We start from the raw sequence: 17,327 nt of genomic DNA on the forward strand, positions 1-17,327 counted from the left end.
CACCAGGAGGTGCCCTTCGAGAAGCTGGTGGAGGCCTTGCAGCCCACGCGGAGCCTCAGCCACACGCCCCTCTTCCAGACGCTGCTGGCGCTCCAGAACGTTCCCACCGAGGACGTGCGCCTGCCGGGCCTTCGCATGCGAGGGCTGACGTCCACCCAGTCGACGGCCAAGTTCGACGTGAGCGTCTTCTTCACGGAAGGGACTGACGGCCTGCGCGGCACGCTGGAGTACAGCACCGCCCTCTTCCAGCGAAGCACGATGGAGCGGATGGCCGGCCACCTGCGCACGCTGCTGGAGGCCGTGGCCGTCAGGCCCGAGCAGCCCGTGGCCGAGCTGTCCCTCCTCTCCAGCGACGAGCGTCAGCGCATCCTCGTGGAGTGGAATGACACGGCTGCCATCAGCCCAACGGACGTCCCGGTCCACGTCCACTTCGCGCAGCAGGCTCAGCGCACGCCGCATGCCGTCGCGCTGGTCCTCGGAGACGCGACGCTGACGTACGCGCAACTGGACGCGCGCGCGAACCAGTTGGCCCACCACCTGCGCAACCTCGGCACCGTCCCCGGCGCGCGCGTCGGACTCGCCGTCGAGCGCTCTTTCGAGCTGGTGACGGCGCTGCTCGCCATCCTCAAGGTGGGCGCGGCCTTCGTCCCGGTGGACCGCAATGCGCCGGTGGATCGCATCGCCGCCCTCCTGGAGGATGCGGACGTCCGCGTCACCGTCACCCACCAGCCCTTCGCCTCGCTGCTGCCCGCTTCGGGGACTCGCGTCTGGCTGGACGCACAGGCCGGTGACATCGCCGCGTGCCCCACCCATGCCCCCGACGTCCGCGTGGACGGCGAGGCGATGGCCTACGTCATGTTCACCTCGGGCTCCACCGGCCGTCCCAAGGGCGTCTGCGTGCCGCACCGGGGCATCACCCGCCTGGTGCTCGGCAACACGTTCATGCGCTTCGGGTCCGACGAGGTGTGGCTCCAGTTCGCGCCCGTCGCGTTTGACGCCTCCACGCTCGAAATCTGGGGCGCGCTGCTGCACGGCGCGAAGCTCGTCCTCGCTCCGTCCCACTCCCTCTCACTGGAGGAGTTGGCCGCCCAGCTGCGTCACCACCGCGTGACGTCCCTGTGGCTCACCGCGGCCCTCTTCGAGCAGATGGCCCTGCACCAGGGCGAAGCGCTCGCGGGCGTGCGGCAACTCCTGGCCGGTGGTGACGTGCTGCCTGCGGCTCGCATGCGGGAGCACCTCGCCCGCATTCCCGAAGGCGCCACCTTCATCAACGGCTATGGCCCCACGGAGAACACCACCTTCTCCGCGACGTTCACCATGCGTCGCGGCTCGGAGGTGGAAGGCGCGGTGCCCATTGGCAAGCCTCTCTCCAACTCCACCGCCTACGTGCTCGACGCGCACCTGCGCCCGGTGCCCGTGGGCGTCGCGGGCGAGGTGTACGTGGGAGGCAGCGGCTTGGCCTGCGGCTACCTGAACCGGCCCGACCAGACCGCGGAGCGCTTCGTCCCCCATCCCTTCGCTGCCACTCCGGGCGAGCGCCTCTACCGCACGGGAGACAAGGCTCGCTGGTTGCCTGACGGCACGCTCGACTTCCTGGGCCGCATCGACTTCCAGGTGAAGGTGCGTGGCTTCCGCATCGAACTGGGTGAAGTCGAAGCCGCGCTGCGCTCCGTTGTGGGCGTCAACGAGGCCGTCGTCGTGGCCCGGGGCGAGGACACCGACAAGCGTCTCATCGGCTACGTCACCGCGCACGAAGGCCACGCACTGGACTCCGAGGCACTCAAGGCGACCCTCAAGCAGCGGCTGCCCGAGTACATGGTGCCGTCGGCCTTCGTGGTGCTGGACGCCCTGCCCCTCAACGCCAACGGCAAGGTGGACCGCAAGGCCCTGCCCGAGCCCGATGCCCACGCCATCGAGGCCAAGGACTTCGTCGCGCCCCGCGATTCGCTCGAGATGCAGCTCGCCCGCATCTGGGAGGACGTCCTCGGCGTCCGCTCCGTCGGCGTCCGCACCAGCTTCTTCGAGTTGGGCGGCCACTCCCTGCTCGCCGTGCGCATGGTCGCCGCTGTGCGTGAGCGCCTGGGCCAGTCCATTCCCCTCTCCGCCCTCTTCCAGCAGCCCACCATCGAGCAGCTTGCCCAAATCCTCCGCGATGACTCCCAGGCATGGACGCCCCTCGTCCCGCTGGAGCGTGGAGAGCCCGGCCAGCGGCCTCTCTTCCTCGTCCACCCGGGCGGCGGCAACGTGCTGGCCTACTCCGAGCTGGCGCGCCGTCTGGGCCCCTCGCTGCCCGTCTACGGCCTCCAGTCGCGCGGCCTCGACGGACGACCTGTCGCGGAATCCATCGAGGAGATGGCGGGCCTCTACATCGAAGCCATCCGCACGGTGCAGCCGCACGGCCCCTACCAGCTGGGAGGATGGTCCCTGGGCGGACTCGTCGCCTACGAGATGGCCCAGCGGCTGCGCGAAGCGGGTGAAGCGGTGGATGTCCTCGCCCTCATCGACAGCCACGTGCCCGGCCTGACGAAGCCCTCACAGGAGGTCGCGCACCTCAACGCCGAGGCCCGCGCGAGGATCGCCTTCGCCCACGCCACCGCGACGGCCTTTGGCCAGGAACTCTCCGCCTCGGACGACGCCCTGGCACAGAACGACGACGCGATGCTGGACCACCTGCTCCAGCAAGGCCTCCGGGCGCGCATCCTGGATGCGCAGTCGGGCCCTGCCCAGCTGCGTGCGCTCTTCCACGTCTACCGGGCCAACCTCTTCGCCCAGGAGAAGTACGTGCCGAAGCCCTACGACGGCACCGCCCTGCTCCTGAGCGCCGGCGAGGCCCCCGCCACCCTCCCGCGTCACCGCGGCTGGGAGCCTCTCGTCCGCGGCGGCCTGGAAGTGCACACCGTCCCTGGCGGCCACCACGCCTTGATGCAGGACCCGCACCTCGGGCCTGTCGTTGACCGCCTGCGCGCGGCCCTGTCCGCACCGCGGACGGCCACCGGCAGTTGAAGCATGCCTCCCACTCCGTGCCTGGAAGACAGGCACGGAGTGGAGTCAGTCTCAGGAGAGAGGGCCTAGAGCTTCAGCCGCTTGAACACCGGCTCCGGGATGCTGCGGATGATGAGCATGATGAGCGCCCAGAAGCCGGGCACGTAGACCTCGTTCTTGCGCCCGTCCGCGGCCTTCAGCAGGCCGCGCGCCACCTGCTCCGGCGAGGCGAAGAGCTTGTTCTTCGGCACGTGGGCCGTCATCGGCGTGTCCACGAAGCCGGGCTTCACCGTCACCACCGCCACGCCAGACTTCGCCAGCCGGTTGCGCAGGCCCTGGAGGAACACGGTCAGCGCGCCCTTGGACGCGCCGTACACGTAGTTGCTCTGCCGGCCGCGGTCTCCCGCCACCGACGAAATCACCACCAGCGTGCCGGCCTTCTGGGCCTCGAAGCGGTTGGCCAGCTCCGTCAGCAGCGACGCGGCGGAGAGGAAGTTCGTGCGCAGCACCAGCTCCGTCGCCGCCCACGAGCGCTGGCTCTCCGCCTGGTCTCCCAGCACGCCATGCGCCAGCACGGCCCCGTCCAGCCCGCCCAGGGCCTGCCACGCCCGCTCCACGAGGCTCGCGTGCGCTTCGCAGTCGTTCAGGTCCAGCGCCCGGAACTCCACCTTCGGCGCACCGCGCGTGGCCGCGTCCCGGGCCACCGCCTCCAGGTTCGCGGCGTTGCGGCCCACCAGGTACAGCGAAGCCCCGCGCGCGGCGAGCAGCCGCACCGTGGCCTGGGCAATGGCGCTCGTGGCGCCGAGGACAATGACTTTCTTCATGGGATGGAGACCTGGCGTCCCTCCAGCAAGGGCAGGGGCAGCGGCACCGGGTTCACCCGGCGCCAGAAGGAGGACGAGAAAGCGGGATCGATGTACGCGGAGAACTGCTCCCGCTGGGGGAAGTACGCCGCGAAGCTCTCCGGGCTCATGCGTGCGTCCTTGGCCGGATACACCGCGCCCCCCGCCTCGCGCGTCACGCGGTCCAGCGACTCCACCAGCCGCCACGTCTTTTCACCCTGGTTGGCGAAGTCCAGGGCCAGCGTGTAGCCCGGGCGCGGAAAGGACATCCATCCAGGTGACGGCAGGTCGCCAAACGTCTTGAGCACGGACAGGAAGCTGGGCAGCCCGCCCCGGGCGCTGCGCTCCAGCAGCTCCTTCAGCGCGTCACGAGCCGTGGCATGCGGCACCACGCACTGGAACTGGAGGAAGCCCCGGCGGCCGTAGATGCGGTTCCAGCCGTACACGCTGTCGAGCGGGTAGAAGAACGGGTCGTAGTGCACGAGCCGCGGGGACGGCTTGGTCCGCTCGCGGTGGTAGTACAGGAAGTTGAAGGCGGACACCGACAGCCGGTTGAGGCAGAAGCCCGGCAGGTCCATGGGCACCGCGAGCCCGCTGCCATGCGACAGGTGGCTCTTCGCCAGGGGCAGCCGGTCGAACTGCGTGGGCGCGAAGTTGCCCCGGTAGAACAGGCCGCGTCCCAGCTTGCGGCCACGCGCCAGACAGTCCACCCACGACATGGTGAAGTCGTGGTCCGCCTCGGACTCCGCGGACACGCGCATGAAGCCGTCCAGGTTCTCGAACGGGACGGTCTCCTGCACCACGAAGGGGTTGCGGATGGGCGTCAGCTGCACCTCCGCCCAGGTGACGAGCCCGGTGAGCCCCAGGCCGCCAATCGTCGCGCCGAACCAGTCCGCGTTCTCGTCGGGCGAGCACATCCGGCGGCTGCCGTCCGAGCGCACCAGCTCGAACCTGCGCACGTGCCGGCCGAACGTCCCGGCCCGGTGGTGGTTCTTGCCGTGCACGTCGTTGGCGATGGCGCCGCCCACCGTGACGAACTTCGTGCCCGGCGTCACCGGGAGGAACCAGCCGCGCGGCACGGCCAGCCGCAGCAGCGTGTCCAACGACACGCCCGCCTCGCAGCGCACCACGCCCGTCGCCGGATCGAAGTCGATGAGCCGGTCCAGGCCCGCCGTGAGAAGCACCGTGCCGCCGTCGTTGAGGCAGGAATCCCCGTAGCTGCGCCCCAGGCCATGCGGCAGGACGGGCCCGTCCACCCGGGGCAGCGCATCCGAGCGCCAGACGAGCGCGCGCGTCCGCTGCTCCACACGGGGGAAGCGGCCCCAGGAATCCGACGTGCTCATCGCCATGCTCCCGTCACGTCGCCACCCACAACACCAGCGCCGCGACCACGCCCACCACGTAGCTGACCCGGTCGCGCAGCGCGAAGATGAGCGGGTCCTCGTTCACGAGCCCCCGGTGCGCCAGCACCCAGATGCGGCCCACCCAGTACAGCATCACCGGGCATAGCAGCCACAGCCGCTCCGGATGGGCATACAGCGCCGTCACCTCCTTGCTGGTGATGTACAGGGCCAGCACCAGCACGGACACCTGGCCCGCCGCCGTGCCCAGGCTCGACAGCTGCTCGTAGTCCTGCGCCAGGTAGCCGCGCCCGTGGGCGGAGGTCTCGTTGGACTGGCGCAGCCGCCGCACCTCGCTCAGCCGCTTGAGCAGGGCCAGCGACAGGAAGAGGAAGGTGCTGAACATGAGCAGCCAGCTCGACGTGGGCACCCCCACCGCCAGCGCGCCGCCGAAGATGCGCACCGTGTAGAGCCCCGCCAGCACCAGCACGTCCAGCATCACCACCTGCTTGAGCCGCAGCGAGTACGCGAGCGTCAGCACGAAGTACGCGGCCAGCAGCGCGAAGAACGACAGGGGCAGCGTCGTCAGCGCCAGCGCCGTGGCGCCCGCCAGCAGCAGCGGCGCCAGCACGACGCCCGCGCGCACCGGCAGGGCCCCGGACGCGAAGGGCCGCTGGGACTTGGACGGGTGCCGCCGGTCCGACGCCAGGTCGAGCAGGTCGTTGATGACATACACGGCGGAGGCGCAGAGGCTGAACGCGATGAACGCCAGCACCGCGCGCGGGGCCATGCCGCCCTGGGTGGCCTTGTGCGCCGCAAGCACGGGCACGAAGACGAGCGCGTTCTTCGCCCACTGGTGCACCCGCAGCGCCTTCACCCAGGGGCGCACCCCGCCCGGCGGGGACTCGAAGACGCGGTGCACGGGGCGGCCCAGCCCCTGGGCCTGACGCAGCACCCCCGCCGGCGCGTGCACCACGATGACCTGCCGGCACTCGCGCCACAGGGCCAGGTCCACGGCGTCGTTGCCCGCGTAGTCGAAGGTGCCCAGCACCTGGCGCAGCCGCTCCAGCTTCCGCGCGCCGGACAGGTTCACTCCGGCCTCGCTGGCGACCACCGTGTCGAAGAGACCCAGGTGGGAGGCCACCGCGTCCGCGATGCTCCGGTCCGCGGCCGTGGCCAGCACCAGCCGCCGCCCCCGCGCGTGCTCCTCACGCAGGAAGGCCAGCACCTCCGCGTTGTACGGCAGCGAGGTGACGTCCAGCAGCGCGCGCCGGGCCACCTCCGCCTTGAAGAAGGCCTTGCCCCGAAGCACCCACAGCGGCACCAGCAGCAGCAGCCACGGCGCGTGCTTGAGGAGCACGAGCAGGTTCTCGTGCAGCGTGTCCGTGCGCACCAGCGTCCCGTCCAGGTCGACCGCGAGCGGGACGTCGGAGGCAGCGTCGGGGATGGGGGCTGGAGGCTGCATGAAGGGGGCCCGCAGGGTAGCCCAAGGGCCCGGGGCGTCCACCGTTCCGTGCCCTGCGACGGACGAAGCCTCCTCCAGTCGACGGGCCTCCTGGCCGCCGTCCGGACGGGAGGGCTGCCCGCCCGGGCCTCAGAGCGACTTCAGGAAGGCGAGCAGCGCCGCCCGGTCCTCCCGGGGCAGCCGCACGTAGCGAGCCTGCGCGGGGGCCGCCTCCCCTCCGTGCCAGAGGACGGCCTCCTCCAGGGAGCGGGCGCGGCCGTCATGCAGGAAGCGAGTGTGCCGGTTGACGGCCTCCACCAGCCCGATGCCCCACAGGGGGGGCGTGCGCCACTCGCTGCCCGTGGCCAGGCCGTCCGGACGCCCGTCCGCCAGGCCCTCGCCCAGGTCGTGCAGCAGCAGGTCCGTGTAGGGGTAGATGACCTGGCGGGACACCTCGTCGAAGCCCTCCACCGGCCCCGTCTCCTGGGGTGCATCGACATGGCACGCCGCGCAGCCGATGGCGCGGAACACGGCGTGGCCGCGCTGGACCTCCGGCGCCTCCCAGTCGCGCCGCTTCGGCACGGCGATCAGGCGCATGTAGATCATCAGCAAATCCATGTCGTCCTGGGACACCTCTGGCGCCCCCGGCGCGTCACGGCCCTGCTCCTGGGGATAGAGCGTCGTCGTGACGCCCATGTCCGCGACGAGCGCATGCGCCACCTGCTGGCGCAGCGTGGGCTGGTTGGCCTTCCACCCGAAGCGGCCCAGGCGAGTCTTGCCTGTCTCCACGTCGAGCACCTGGTTGGCCCGGCCGGAGATGCCGTCGTGATCGCGGTCCTCGGGGTCGGCGCGGGCCAGCAGGCCGGCCTCGGGAAGGGCCTCCAGCAGCCCCAGGCCGAAGTTCACGGGCGACACGCGGGCGGAGAACAGGGCGCCTTCGCCCAGGGGCCCATGCACCAGGCCCTGGAACTGGTAGCGCGGGCGCACCAGGGAGTACGGCTCACCGGAGGCGAACGTGCCGCGCGTCTCCTCGAAGTCGACGCGGACGTGGCCTTCGGGGACGTGGCCCTCCACGGCGTGCGCGTCCAGTTGCATGCCGTACAGCGGGTGGGGATCGGAGCCGCCGGGCGCGCTCAGCTGGAACGCCAGCGAGACAGGCGCCTCCGAGGGGCTCGCGGGAGGTTGTCCCCTTCCGTCCTTCACGTGGCAGGTCATGCAGCCGGTGGCGCTGAAGAACGGGCCGGCCACGGCGGGGCGCTGGCGCGATTCGCTCCAGTCGCGGTCGAAGACGCCCTTGCCCGCGAAGAAATCCGGCCAGCGCGAGCGCGGCATGTTCATGGGCGCGCGCCCGAAGGCGTTGCGGCCAGTATCCGCCACGGTGGTGGCGCCGCCGGACTGCTCCACATGGGGAAGGACGACGGGGGGCAGCGCGCCCAGCACCAGCGGTTCAGGCCGGCGGACGACGGTGGCCCACGCGGCGCCGATGAGCAGCGCTCCGGCGGAGATGCCAGCGAGGGACCAGGGCACGCGCATCGTCACGACTCCTGAACAGGAAGACAAAGACAGACCACCGGGCGGAAAGCAGGAGCCGCCCGCCCGGTGGAGGTGAAGCTTACTTCTCCTGGCCGAAGGACTCGCCCGTGACGAGGAAGTCCGTGGCGCTGGCGTTCACGTCGATGCCGGAGAAGTGGCGGTACGGATAGGCTCCGTCGCCAATCTCCTCGATGAACTCGGCCGTGTCGCCGACGACTTCCTTGCCGTCATCGAGCCTGACGCGGAAGGTCGTGTTGGCCGCGTTCAGGCGCCAGCCGCAGGCGCCCTCCATGCCCGTGGTCCCGCCCCGCGGGAAGCGGACGGAGAAGAAGTCCCAGTGCCAGTAATACCAGTCGAGGAAGTCCCACCAGCTGTAGAAGGTGATGATCCGGGCCTGCGGCGACGCGGTCGTCCCGACGAGCTCGCCATTGTTGTAGATGTTCATCCGGAACGAGCCGGAGGGCGAACCGGTGAAGCCCGGCGTGACCTGCACCTGGCGGTCCTTGCCGGGGATCATCCGCAGGGTGCTGACCACCTGGTCGCCATCCCGCGCGGCCAGGGCGAAGCCGCCCGTGGCGCTGCCAACGCGCACCTGCGCATCCTGCGACCAGGTGATGGCGTCATTGAACGTGCTGGAGACCCCGTCCGTTTTGAGGCTCTTCAGCCCGTTGACCTGCACGCCCTTCTCGGAAGCGCTCAGGGACGCATTGCCCTTGGCGCAGGTGGTGATGCCGTCAAACCGCTGGACGCAATCCGCCGCGGCGGAGAGCTGCTGCGCGGACTGTGAACCTTCCGGAGCCTGCGTCGGCTCACCCTGGCAACCAGCAACCAGGCTCAGGAACGCAGCCGCCAGGAGGCGACTCGTCATCTTCAGGTGCATGTGGGACCTCGACTGTGTGGGGGACACTGTCTGCTTCGCTCACATCAGGTGGAGACGCGGTGGGTCCGGCAAGCAACGGCAGGGGGAAGCACCGGACGCGCGCTCCGGTCCGTACGTCATGCACCTGCCGCGCCACATCCCAAGGTTTTGAGGCTTTCCTCGGAAAGCCCCCTCCCGGATGACACAGCTGTCGCGGGACATGTAGCGCGACAGGTTACGGACGGAAGGAGGGGTGTATCGCCCGGTGTTACAGCGCGCTTCTGAAAAGCCAGGTGGACCTGACCCGAGGGGGCGTCAAACAAGCCCCACCTGGCGAGTTTCAGGCGCTATTGCGCTTATTCAGATTCCGAAGCGGGATTCCACCCTGAAGCACACCCATGAGCCTGGAACAGGCATTTCTGGGTGTATTCAGGAGACGTCCATTGAACAGGAAGTCATTGCACGCGGACCTGGGCAGTCAGGGCCTGGAGTGGTGCTTGACCACGCTGCTGGCATTGAGCGTGGGATGCGGTGCGAGCCAGGATGCGCCGGAGCCAAGCGCTGTCACGGCGCGTCAGTCGTTGGCGGCGCCCGTGGTGGACCGGCAGGCGGTGGCGGCCGGTGCGTACCACTCCCTGGCGCTGCGGGAGGACGGCGGCGTCTGGTCCTGGGGCCGGGACACGGAGGGACAGCTGGGACAGGGAACGTCCAGTCAGACGCCACGGCCGGTGCCGGCCCCGGTGTCCCTGCCCCGGCCGATGAAAGCCATCGCGGCGGGCGCGGGGCATTCGCTGTCCCTGGACGTGGATGGTTACGTCTGGGCCTGGGGTCGCAATACACGAGGCCAGGCGGGGGTGGCGACATCCACGACCCCACTGCTCAAGCCCACACGGGTGCCGGGGTTGCCGCGCATCCAGGTGATCGCGGCCCGCGAGGACCTGTCGCTCGCGGTGGACGCGAACGGAGACCTGTGGGCCTGGGGGCAGAACACGGACGGAGAGCTGGGCCAGGGGGTGGCGGACACGAACGCGCATCCGGTCCCCGTGAAGGTCGTGGTGCCTGCGCTCTTGGCGGGGGACACGTACCTGCCCGCGGGCCCGGCGGCGAATCCGCAGGACGTCTACACGTTCGTCAAGGTGGCGGCGGGTGGGCACCACGTCCTCGCGCTGACCCGGAGCGGACGCGTCTGGAGTTGGGGGCGCAATTCCTCCGCGCAGGTGGGAACGAACGCAGCGACCGAAGCGCCGGTGCTGACGCCGACGCTTCTGCGCTTCGAGTCCCTGGTGGTGGACATCGCGGCGGGTGAGAACCACTCCGTGCTGCTGGACGCGGGGGACCGCCGTCCGTGGGCCTGGGGTTCGAACACCGCCGGACAGGCGAGCCGGACGTGGAATGGCCTGGACCAGCCCGTCACGCCCTTCCCGACCTATCCGCAGGGCTACACGTTCCTGGGGAGCGCGATTGCCGCGGGCGACGCGTTCTCGCTCTTCCTGGGGGCACGAAACCCCGGCCAGATTCGCGCCTGGGGTGACAACACCTTCGGGCAGGTGGGGGATGGCAGCGGCCTGCGCCGGCCGGAGCCGGTGGCGGTCCTTCAATACAAGGAGCCGTACGGACTGGTGGACACGGAGTGGATGCTCGCCATCTCCGCGGGCGCCCGCCACGCCCTGGCGGTGCATGACGGCTGTCCGTCCGTCTGGGCCTGGGGTGACAACAGCCAGGGGCAGCTCGGTGTGCAGGGCGGTGTCTCCGCGCCGGTTCTCCATGCGCAGCGGAGTCTGCCGTTGAAGCGGTTCTACCGCGACACGGACGGTGACGGCTTCGGAGACAAGGACCAGCTCGAGCAGACGTGCACGCCGTCCTCGGAAGAATTCGTGGAAGGAATCGACTGCGACGACACCCGTCCGGGAATCCACCCGGGAGCCACGGAAGTGTGCGACAGCCTGGACAACAACTGCGACGGCGCGGTGGACGACAACGGCTGCGCGGTCTGGTACCGCGACGCGGACGGCGACGGGTACGGAATCCCGAACGACACGAAGCAGTCCGGCGTCCAGCCGCAGGGCTACGTGGACAACGCCAGTGACTGCGACGACACCCGGTCGAACGTCCGCCCCGGGGCCGCGGAGGTCTGCGATGGAATGGACAACAACTGCGATGGCCAGGCTGATGAGGCGCTCCCAACGCAGCCTTGGTGCCAGGACTTCGATGGTGATGGGCTGTGCGGTCCGGCCGGGCACACGTTCGCGTGCATGAAGCCTCCTGGCCATATCGCGCCCAACAACACCTTGGACTGCGACGACCATGATGCATCCGTCGGGGGTGTCACGACCCATTATCAGGATGCGGATGGTGACGGTCTTGGCAACGGGCAGGTCACGGTTCAGTCCTGCGGGCCCAGCGCAGGCCATGTCTCCAATGACGATGATTGCGATGACGCAACCCCATCCATTGGCGCCCCCACCGTCTATTATCAGGACGCGGACCAGGACGGACTTGGCAATGGACAAGCCTCCCTCCAGGCCTGCGCCCAGCCACAGGGCTATACGCTCAACGCCAGTGACTGCGACGACACCAATATCCATATCAGGCATCCGTCCCGCTGGTTCCGGGACCTGGACACCGACGGTTACGGCGATCCCTATGACTGGCACTACGCCTGCGGCTACCCTGCCGGGCATGTCCAGGTCGCTGAAGACTGCGACGACGCCGACTCCACCGTCCGTCCAGGAGCGGAGGAACTCTGCGATGGCCTGGACAACAACTGCGACGGCCGCACCGACGAAGGCCACCCCTGGTACTGCCGCGGGGACTGGTGACGGAGGATCCGCTCCGCCGGAGGCCTTTGCTCCGGGAAGGGGCCATCCGCCCCGACATGCCGAGGACGCCTCGCCCGTGACCCGGACGTGAAGGACCGCGCGGCCCCGTGATACGAGGGGCCGCGCGGAGTGCCGTCAAGTGGCGACTCCCGGTGCGGGTGTCCTCCCGGGAAGCCACGTTGTTGCGCCGCGCCCGGCACGGGGCTAGGGACAGCCCTCGTATGTCGGCGCTCGCGGAACTGCTCGAAGCCATCCGGGAGGAGTCAGGCCCGGCCACGTGGTCCGCCGGACAGGCCCTGTCTCGCGCGGGGGTTGTGTCGGTGCAATCCGTGGACGAGGAGGAGGTCGTCCTCCGCGTCCGCATCCCCGGCCGCCCCACTCCGCTCACCACCACGCTCTACCCGGAGGACGAAATCTGGGAGTGCGACTGCCGGGGGAAGGTGGACCCCTGCGAGCACGTCATCGCCGCCGCCATCGTCCTCAGGCAGGCGGAGGGAAGGAAGGCCACGGCGGCGTCCCCTGCCCGTCCAGGCACTGCTCCCACCGCCGCGCGCCCCGGCACGGCACCGAAGCCGGAGCGGCTGGTGTACCGCTTCAAGCGCGTGGACGGCGGGCTCCAGTTGGAGCGGCTGGTGGTGCGGCCGGACAACACCGCGCGGCTCCTGGCGCGGAGCCTCACGTCCGTGCTCCAGAACCCGGTGGAGGCCGCGCGCATCCACGTGGATCCGTGTGACCTCCTCGCGGACAAGCTGCTCGCGCAGCCCACGCGGGGCGCCTTGCCGCAGAGCAAGCTGGACGCCCTGCTGCACGTGCTGGAGAAGGCGCGCACGGTCATGTTCGACGGCGCGTTCGTCGCCGTCTCCAACGAGCCGCTCCTCCCGCGCGTCACCGTGGAGGACCGGGGCGAGCAGACCGTCCTCAAAGTGGAGAAGGATCCGCGCATCAACGAGCTGGTGAGCCCCGGCGTCGCGCTGTGCGCGGGCGCGCTCTGCCGGCTGGCCGAGCAGCCCCTCACGGGCGCGAGGCTGGAGAACCTGCCCCAGGAGCGCGTCTTCTCCCCGGAGCAACTGGCGGACTTGACGAGCAAGGTGCTGCCGGACTTCGCGCGGCGCATGCCGGTGGACGTGAAGAGCCGGCGGCTGCCGCCCATCGACCGGACGCTCAAGCCGCGCATCTCGCTGGAGCTCGACAAGCTCGACACGGGGCTCTCGGTGCTGCCCACGCTGGTGTACGGCTCCCCGCCCACCGCGCGCATCGACAACGGGCGGCTGGTGTACCTCCAGGGCGCCGCGCCCGTGCGCGACGAGCCCACGGAGACGAAGCTCATCCACCAGCTCCGCGACGAGCTGAACATGGTGCCAGGCCGGCGTGTGACGGTCCACGGCAAGGAGGCCGTGCAGCTCGCGGACAAGCTGCGCAAGTGGCGCGGCGGCCTCACGGGAAACGCCGCGGGAGTGGTCAGCCCCGACGTGAAGCTCAGGCCCATGCTCACGCTGGACACGGCCACCACCGAAGCAGGCGTGCCGCGAGTGGGCTTCTCGCTCGACTTCCAGGTCGAGGGCCTGGAACCCGGTGTGACGCGCACCGTGGACGCGGGCGCGGTGATGCGGGCCTGGGAGGAGGGCCTGGGGCTGGTGCCGCTGGAGGGCGGAGGCTGGGCGCCCCTGCCCACGGGCTGGCTGAAGGCCCACGGCCAGCGCGTGACGGACCTGCTGGCCGCGAGAGAGCGGGACGGCCATCTCGCGAACCACGCCATCCCTCAACTCACCGGCCTGTGCGAGGCTTTGGAGCACCCTGCCCCGCCGGTCATGGAGCGGCTCGCGCCCCTGGTGCAGGGCTTCGAGAAACTCCCCGAGCCCCAGCTCCCCAAGGACCTCACCGCGACGCTGCGCCCGTATCAGTTGCAGGGCGTGAGCTGGCTCACCTTCCTCAGACAGGCAGGGCTGGGAGGCGTGCTCGCGGACGACATGGGTCTGGGCAAGACGCTACAGACCATCTGCACGCTGGGCCGGGGAACGCTCGTCGTGGCGCCCACGAGCGTGCTGCCCAACTGGGAAGCGGAGGTGAAGCGCTTCCGCCCGTCGCTGAAGGTGTCTGTCTATCACGGCGTGGGGCGCACGCTGGACGAGTCCGCGGACGTGACACTCACCACGTACGCACTGCTGCGCCTGGACGCGGCCATCCTCGCGGCGAAGACGTGGGACACGGTGGTGCTGGATGAAGCCCAGGCCATCAAGAACCCGGACAGCCAGGTGGCGCGAGCAGCATATGAACTGGATGCGGGCTTCCGCATCGCGCTCAGCGGCACGCCCATCGAGAACCGGCTCGAGGAGCTGTGGAGCCTGATGCACTTCACCAACCGGGGCCTCCTGGGTGGGCGCAAGGCGTTCGAGGAGCGCTGGTCCCGGCCGGTGTCGGAGAACCAGAAGGGCGCCGCGGAGGCCCTGCGCGCGCGCATCCGGCCCTTCGTGCTGCGCAGGCTCAAGCGCGACGTGGCGCCGGAGCTGCCCCCGCGCACGGAGGCCGTGCGGCACGTCACCCTCACCGAGCAGGAGCGCGCCGTCTACGACGCGGTCCACGCCGCGACGCGCGAAGAGGTGGTGTCGCAGCTCGAAGAGGGCGGCAGCGTGATGAAGGCCCTGGAGGCGCTGCTCCGGCTGCGGCAGGCAGCCTGCCATCCGGCGCTGGTGCCGGGGCAGCAGGCGAGGACGTCCTCGAAGGTGCAGGCGTTGGTGGAGGCGCTCGGCACGGCGGTGGCGGACGGGCACAAGGCGCTGGTGTTCTCGCAGTGGACGTCGATGCTGGACCTCATCGAGCCCGCGCTGAACGAGGCGGACATCGGGTTCATCCGCCTGGACGGCAGCACGGCGAACCGGGGCGCGGTGGCGACGTCGTTCCAGGACGACAAGGGAGCGCCCGTGATGCTCATCTCGTTGAAGGCAGGAGCGACGGGGCTCAACCTCACGGCGGCGGACCACGTCTTCCTGGTGGACCCGTGGTGGAACCCGTCCGTGGAAGCCCAGGCGGCGGACCGGGCGCACCGCATCGGGCAGCAGCGGCCGGTGATGGTTTATCGGATGGTGTCCCAGGGCACGGTGGAGGAGAAGATCCTCCTGCTCCAGGAGAAGAAGCGGGCCCTGTTCGAGGCCGCGCTCGGCGGCGCCACGGGAGGAGGCGCCGCACTCACGCGCGCGGACCTCATGCAGCTTTTGGACTGAGCCATTCCGAGGCAGGGTGGAGGCCGGCAGTCCCCTCTCCTGCCTTGCCTGCGTGGAGCCGGTGACACTGAACGTCACGCGAGGCATGCGCATCGTCTCGGTGAACAAGGTTCAACCGAGAGGGAGTCACCGCATGCCAGCATCCATTCCCGACAAGATGAGGGCCGCAGCGCTCGACCGCTTTGGAGGTCCGGAGGTCCTGGGCATCAAAACCGTCTCCGTCCCCACCTGTGGTGACGACGAAGTCCTCGTGCGCGTCGCGGCGGCGGGAATCGGCGCCTGGGATTGGATGGAGCGCGAAGGCCAGATGGCCGAGATGATCCCGGGCGGCCCGAAATTCCCCTATGTCCCTGGAGCGGACGGAGCGGGAGAGATTGCCGCGGTGGGCAAGAACGTGAAGGACCATCAGGTCGGCGACCAGGTCTATGGCTCCGCGTTCATGAGCAGCAAGGGAGGTTTCTACGCCGAGTACGTCGTCGTGAAGGCGGACCAGGCGGCGAAGATCCCCAAGGGCTTGAAGGTGGAACAGGCGGCGACGCTCGCCGCGGATGGCCTCACCGCGCTGGAGGGCCTGGAGGACCATCTCCATCTCAAGTCAGGAGAACGCCTGCTCATCTTCGGAGCCAACGGTGGCGTTGGCCACATGGCGGTGCAGTTCGCGAAACGGCTGGGAGCGAAGGTGCTGGCGGTGGCGTCGGGAGACGACGGGGTGGAGCTGGCCCGGAGGATCGGCGCGGACGCGGCCGTGGACGGACGCAAGGGAGACCTCGACAAGGCCTGCCGTGACTTCGCGCCGGACGGCTTCGACGCGGCGCTGGTGCTGGCGAGCGGCGACGCCGCGGAGAAAGCGCTCCAGCACATGAGCAAGACGGGGCGCATCGTCTGGCCGAACGGAGTGGAGCCGGCGCCCAAGGTCCCTGAAGGCATCCAGGCCAAGGCCTACGACGGCATCCCCGGCGGCGACGTCTTGAAACGCATGAATGCGCTGATTGAAGCCGGGCCCTTCCACCTGGAGATTGGCCGCATCTACGCACTGGAGGAAGCCGCGAAGGCCCAGCAGGAGGTGCTCAAGCACCACCTGGGCAAATACGCGATACGCATCCAGTGACGCTCAATGCGGTCCAGCGTCCTCCGTGGCGGGGCTGAGCATGCGCACCGCCACGGAGCGGCATTCAGAACAGACAACCCCGGTGCGCTCCCAGTGCACCTGAGCCTCCAGTTCACTTGGATCCGCGGAGCCTTCGTCCAACCGCCGGACCAACGCCGCGAGCGCCTCCGCAGGATTGCCGCCCAGGTCATCCGAAGGGTCGAGGATGTCCTGCTCGCCTTCCAGCACGAGGCTGAAGCGGTAGTACACGGCGTGGGCGGCGAGGACGCGCCCGCACGTCGCACACGTCTTCGCTTGCGGTCCCGTCATGGCGGCAAGGATAACGGTGATGAATCCCGGCCGCTCGACCGAAAGCCAGACACTGGCCCCGGAGTTCAGTTGCACGAGCCGGGGATCGAACCCGGACGACCCTTGCGAGTCAGCGGATTTTAAGTCCGCTGCGTCTGCCAGTTCCGCCACTCGTGCGATGGACGGAAAGATAGCAGACCCCGCCCGTCCTTGGGCCACCAGGTACGGCCGCCTGGCAGCCGTGCTCGAAACGCCCCACAGAGGCGCCTCCCAGGCGGCCGCCGACGGGTAAGGTGCGCGCCGTGCGGCTGCGGACGCTCATCATCGACAACCACGACTCGTTCACGTTCAACCTCTTCCAGCTGCTGGCGGAGGTGGGCGGGACACAGCCCCTCGTCGTGCGCAACGACGAGCGGTCGTGGCGGGAGCTGCGCGAGCTCACGTTCGACAACATCGTCATCTCCCCGGGCCCCGGCCGCCCCGACCACCCGGCGGACTTCGGCGTCTGCCGCGATGCGCTCCTCGAAGCGGACGTGCCCATCCTGGGTGTCTGCCTGGGCCACCAGGGCCTGGGCCACGTCCACGGTGCGCGGATCCAGCACGCACCGGAGGTCATGCACGGGCGACTGAGCCCCGTGCGCCACACGGGGACGGACCTCTTCCAGGGCCTTCCGCAGGACTTCCAGGTGGTGCGCTACCACTCGCTCTGCCTCGGCCGGCCGCTGCCCGAGGACCTGGTGGAGACCGCCTGGACCCCCGACGGCGTCCTCATGGCCCTGCGCCACGCATCCCTCCCCCGCTGGGGCGTGCAGTTCCATCCGGAATCCATCGCCACCACCCACGGCCGGCAGCTCCTCGCCAACTTCGTCCGCCTGAGCCGGGAGCACCCCACTC

The 17,327-nt window shown here is 69.9% G+C and carries 11 protein-coding genes and 1 tRNA gene; 5 read left to right on the forward strand and 7 right to left on the reverse strand.

From position 1 onward, the window contains the following. The coding region (locus tag D7W81_RS29960) for a non-ribosomal peptide synthetase (RefSeq protein ID WP_120558819.1) at nt 1–3,003 on the forward strand (3,003 nt) is incomplete at its 5' end. A gap of 65 nt (nt 3,004–3,068) precedes the next feature. Here D7W81_RS29960 and D7W81_RS29965 read toward each other — a convergent pair. The 5 genes from D7W81_RS29965 to D7W81_RS29985 form a co-directional block, all read right to left on the reverse strand. Next, nucleotides 3,069–3,806, reverse strand: a complete 738-nt coding sequence (locus D7W81_RS29965) for an SDR family oxidoreductase (RefSeq protein WP_120558820.1) — start codon at nt 3,804–3,806, stop codon at nt 3,069–3,071. Continuing rightward, nucleotides 3,803–5,167 carry an FAD-binding oxidoreductase gene (locus D7W81_RS29970; protein WP_120558821.1) on the reverse strand — a complete coding sequence of 455 codons (1,365 nt, stop codon included), beginning with the start codon at nt 5,165–5,167 and terminating at the stop codon, nt 3,803–3,805. Before D7W81_RS29970 ends, D7W81_RS29965 begins: the two co-directional genes overlap by 4 nt. A gap of 13 nt (nt 5,168–5,180) precedes the next feature. Further along, nucleotides 5,181–6,629: a UbiA family prenyltransferase gene (locus D7W81_RS29975; protein WP_120558822.1), complete on the reverse strand. Its 1,449-nt coding sequence runs from the start codon at nt 6,627–6,629 to the stop codon at nt 5,181–5,183. Between the two features lie 129 nt (nt 6,630–6,758). After that, nucleotides 6,759–8,141 carry a di-heme oxidoreductase family protein gene (locus D7W81_RS29980; protein ID WP_120558823.1) on the reverse strand — a complete coding sequence of 461 codons (1,383 nt, stop codon included), beginning with the start codon at nt 8,139–8,141 and terminating at the stop codon, nt 6,759–6,761. A gap of 79 nt (nt 8,142–8,220) precedes the next feature. Further along, on the reverse strand, nt 8,221–9,021 hold the full coding sequence (locus D7W81_RS29985) for a hypothetical protein (protein WP_120558824.1): 801 nt from the start codon (nt 9,019–9,021) through the stop codon (nt 8,221–8,223). A 422-nt stretch (nt 9,022–9,443) separates the two neighbouring features. On the opposite strand from D7W81_RS29985, the gene D7W81_RS29990 reads away from it, so the two are divergent. The 3 genes from D7W81_RS29990 (at nt 9,444) to D7W81_RS30000 (ending at nt 16,145) form a co-directional block, all read left to right on the forward strand. Next, a complete protein-coding gene (locus D7W81_RS29990; protein WP_158621722.1) occupies nt 9,444–11,819 on the forward strand; it encodes a MopE-related protein in 2,376 nt (791 codons plus the stop codon). Between the two features lie 221 nt (nt 11,820–12,040). Beyond that, nucleotides 12,041–15,037, forward strand: coding sequence for a DEAD/DEAH box helicase (locus tag D7W81_RS29995; RefSeq protein WP_120558826.1), 2,997 nt, complete (start codon nt 12,041–12,043; stop codon nt 15,035–15,037). A gap of 133 nt (nt 15,038–15,170) precedes the next feature. Continuing rightward, nucleotides 15,171–16,145, forward strand: a complete 975-nt coding sequence (locus D7W81_RS30000; RefSeq protein WP_208721500.1) for an NADP-dependent oxidoreductase — start codon at nt 15,171–15,173, stop codon at nt 16,143–16,145. Between the two features lie 3 nt (nt 16,146–16,148). On the opposite strand, the gene D7W81_RS30005 is transcribed toward D7W81_RS30000, so the two are convergent. Together D7W81_RS30005 and D7W81_RS30010 are read right to left on the reverse strand one after the other, a co-directional pair. Next, nucleotides 16,149–16,454: a hypothetical protein gene (locus D7W81_RS30005; protein WP_120558827.1), complete on the reverse strand. Its 306-nt coding sequence runs from the start codon at nt 16,452–16,454 to the stop codon at nt 16,149–16,151. 70 nt (nt 16,455–16,524) lie between these two features. Next, nucleotides 16,525–16,610: transfer RNA gene (locus tag D7W81_RS30010), tRNA-Leu, on the reverse strand. A 125-nt stretch (nt 16,611–16,735) separates the two neighbouring features. Between D7W81_RS30010 and D7W81_RS30015 the strand changes: the two genes are divergently transcribed. After that, nucleotides 16,736–17,327: anthranilate synthase component II (locus D7W81_RS30015; RefSeq protein ID WP_244227520.1), on the forward strand; the 592-nt coding region annotated here is incomplete at its 3' end.

Origin of the sequence: Corallococcus aberystwythensis, from assembly GCF_003612165.1 — a bacterium.
Lineage (GTDB): Bacteria > Myxococcota > Myxococcia > Myxococcales > Myxococcaceae > Corallococcus > Corallococcus aberystwythensis.

What these genes read in the sequence shown, in the direction of transcription:
- D7W81_RS29965 (WP_120558820.1), bottom strand. Translation starts at nt 3,806, where the DNA reads ATGAAGAAAGTCATTGTCCTCGGCGCCACGAGCGCCATTGCCCAGGCC.
- D7W81_RS29970 (WP_120558821.1), bottom strand. Translation starts at nt 5,167, where the DNA reads ATGAGCACGTCGGATTCCTGGGGCCGCTTCCCCCGTGTGGAGCAGCGG.
- D7W81_RS29975 (WP_120558822.1), bottom strand. Translation starts at nt 6,629, where the DNA reads ATGCAGCCTCCAGCCCCCATCCCCGACGCTGCCTCCGACGTCCCGCTC.
- D7W81_RS29980 (WP_120558823.1), bottom strand. Translation starts at nt 8,141, where the DNA reads ATGCGCGTGCCCTGGTCCCTCGCTGGCATCTCCGCCGGAGCGCTGCTC.
- D7W81_RS29985 (WP_120558824.1), bottom strand. Translation starts at nt 9,021, where the DNA reads ATGCACCTGAAGATGACGAGTCGCCTCCTGGCGGCTGCGTTCCTGAGC.
- D7W81_RS29995 (WP_120558826.1), top strand. Translation starts at nt 12,041, where the DNA reads ATGTCGGCGCTCGCGGAACTGCTCGAAGCCATCCGGGAGGAGTCAGGC.
- D7W81_RS30000 (WP_208721500.1), top strand. Translation starts at nt 15,171, where the DNA reads ATGCCAGCATCCATTCCCGACAAGATGAGGGCCGCAGCGCTCGACCGC.
- D7W81_RS30005 (WP_120558827.1), bottom strand. Translation starts at nt 16,454, where the DNA reads ATGACGGGACCGCAAGCGAAGACGTGTGCGACGTGCGGGCGCGTCCTC.